Annotated in this window: 4 protein-coding genes; all 4 read left to right on the plus strand. The window is 63.6% G+C overall.

Translation table 11 applies throughout. The features are described from left to right. Positions 1 to 400 (plus strand): DUF1064 domain-containing protein (locus tag VIG90_RS12830; protein WP_331593916.1); only part of this gene is annotated, 400 nt, incomplete at its 5' end. A 1-nt stretch (position 401) separates the two neighbouring features. Then, on the plus strand, positions 402 to 878 hold the full coding sequence (locus VIG90_RS12835) for a hypothetical protein (RefSeq protein WP_331593917.1): 477 nt from the start codon (positions 402 to 404) through the stop codon (positions 876 to 878). Further along, positions 875 to 1732 (plus strand): hypothetical protein, encoded by an 858-nt coding sequence (locus tag VIG90_RS12840; RefSeq protein WP_331593918.1) that lies wholly within the window; start codon positions 875 to 877, stop codon positions 1730 to 1732. Before VIG90_RS12835 ends, VIG90_RS12840 begins: the two co-directional genes overlap by 4 nt. 55 nt (positions 1733 to 1787) lie before the next feature. Continuing rightward, the gene (locus VIG90_RS12845; protein WP_331593919.1) at positions 1788 to 2330 is read left to right on the plus strand and encodes a hypothetical protein; all 543 of its coding nucleotides are present in this window, start codon (positions 1788 to 1790) and stop codon (positions 2328 to 2330) included. The last annotated feature ends 88 nt before the right edge of the window (positions 2331 to 2418 follow it).

Here is a 2418-nt window from a genome sequence, read left to right on the forward strand (position 1 = left end):
GGCTGAAGGAGGTGCGGCCATGATCAAGACGTGGCAACGCAAGTCCGCGGCGCATGCCCTGTTTGGTGGCGGCCCGAAGAAGAACAAGTACGGCGCGGTGAAAACCCCGTGCGGCGCTGGTCACATGCACGACAGCAAGAAGGAGGCGGGGCGTTGTGACGAACTGCGTCTGCTCGAGCGCGCCGGCCAGATCCAGCGCCTGGAGCAGCAACCCGAATTCCCGATTGAGATCAACGGAATCCGGGTCTGCGTCTACAGGGCGGACTTCTCATACTTCGAGAAAAACGAGCGTGTGATCGAGGATGCCAAGAGCGACCCCACGCGCGAAAACCAGGTCTACCGCCTCAAGAAGAAACTCGTTGAGGCCGCCTATCCTGGCGTCCGGATCAGGGAGGTCTGACATGACGGATCCTCTGCTGATCAAACTGGTCCAGGCGCTGGCCGCGTTCGCCGAGGCTGGCGAGGTGTGCCCGCTCAATGCGGACCTGGCGCTGCAGCTCGGCGTCAGGGAGTACAAGCTGACGAAGCTTTTCACGGCGGCCGCAAAGGAAGGGTGGATCATCATCCACGGCACCAGCGACACTCGCCAGATCGAGATTGTGGCGACGGGGAAGCGCACAGCCAAACGCAAGCGCTCGATCTGGGCAAAGTCTCCGACGGCACCGAAGGTCGAGCAGCCGTCCGGCGACGTGAAAGCCGCGCGGGTGTGGCTGCAGAGCCGGGGCTACCCGGTCTATCGCGCCGCTGTCGCCGGCATCACCAAGGACCCTGAGCCATGGGTGATTGGCTCCCATGATCGCCTTTACTCCGACACGCAGCTGGTGAACTTCGCCCGCTCGCGTGGCTGGAAGGCACACGAGGGGAGGGCTGCGGCATGAAGCGCCCATCCTTCCAGTTCTACCCCGCCGACTGGAACACTAATTCCAACCTGCTGCGCTGCTCCTGGGCGGCTCAAGGCGCGTGGGTGCGGGTGCTCTGCCTGCTTCACGACAGCGACGAATACGGGCTGCTGCGCTGGACGCTGAAAGAGATGGCACAGGCCATCGGCGCACCAGTGAAGCTGCTCACCGAACTGGCACAGAAAGGTGTGCTCAAGGGCGCGGATAAGGGGACGATTGAGCCCTACATTTACGTGCCCCGCAGCGGCCGGAAGAGCGGCGATCCCGTCACCCTTGTACCCACCCAAGCTGGTCCGCTTTGGTACTCAAGCCGCATGGTTCGCGACGAGTATGTACGCCAAGCGCGCGGCTATGGTGCAGGCTTGGGTGATGGAAATCATGACGCCCCAAAGCCTTCACCAAAGGGGGGCTTAGGTGCGCGCAATGGTGATGACATTGGTCCCCGTACGCCCGCGCAGTCATCTTCATCTTCTCCTACGGTTACAGAATCAGCTTGCGCTGCTTCTGTAACCTCCGCGCGCCCGCAGCAGCGGCAGCAGCCGCCGCCTCAGAAAATCCCGATCCCGAAGGACTGGCAGCCGTCAGCGGCTGACATGGCGTTCGTTGAGCAAAACACCCTGGCCGCGCCGTGGAGCGGCGAAAAACTCCGGAGAACCGTCGATGAGTTCCGAGATCACTACCTCCGCACCGGACACTGCAGTGCCGATTGGTCGGCTGATTGGCGGCTCTGGGTTCGCAGGCAACCGCGCTTCGAGCAGCATGACACCGGCCCGGACGAGCACGGGTTCCGCGATCCAATCCTACGTGCCTGTGCGGCCGACATGGGAGCCTGACGGATACCTGGAAGGGGATAGCTACGTCGGCTTGCCATACGTGCCGGAGGCCTCTGTGCCCGACGCTCGCCGCGCCGTCTCGCTGGCCATCAAGCACGCCGAGACCGGGCTCACGCCGGTAGGCGAATTGCCCGACGCCAAGGAAGTCCTGGCGCGCCTCATCGGCACAGTGCGGGCAAGCAAGAACGCCGCCCGGATGACCGAGGAAGAGGGCAAGATCCGGATGGCGGTGATGCGCCAGGAGCTCGCTGATATCCCGCTCGACATTTTGCGGGACGCCATGATGCAGGTGCGCCTCTCCGGCGACGAGCGCGATGACTGGTTCCCCACCGGCGGCCGTATCCGCGCCGCAGCTGCTCCCGAACTGGCCAAGCGCAAGCTGCGCATGATGCGCTTGCAGGAGTGGCAACGCGACCTTGAGCGCCGGGCAAAGGCTCAGGAAGAGGCGAACAAGCCTCTGACCGATGAAGAGCGCGCCGAGCTCGAGATGCTCAAGCAGCGCCGCAGCAACGCGGGCTACGTGCCCGATCCGAGCAGTCCGCCGCCGGGCATCGATCAGGCCACTTGGGCCGAGATGCTGGCCAAGGCCAAGAGATGACCCCGTTAGCAAAAGTTAACAACAGGAAGGGAAGACGATGAGTAACGAACAGGCAGTTGAAAACCCGGTTGAGGCGACGGAGGGCCTG

This window comes from Pedomonas sp. (assembly GCF_036515995.1).
In the GTDB taxonomy this organism is placed as follows: Bacteria; Pseudomonadota; Alphaproteobacteria; order Sphingomonadales; family Sphingomonadaceae; genus Pedomonas.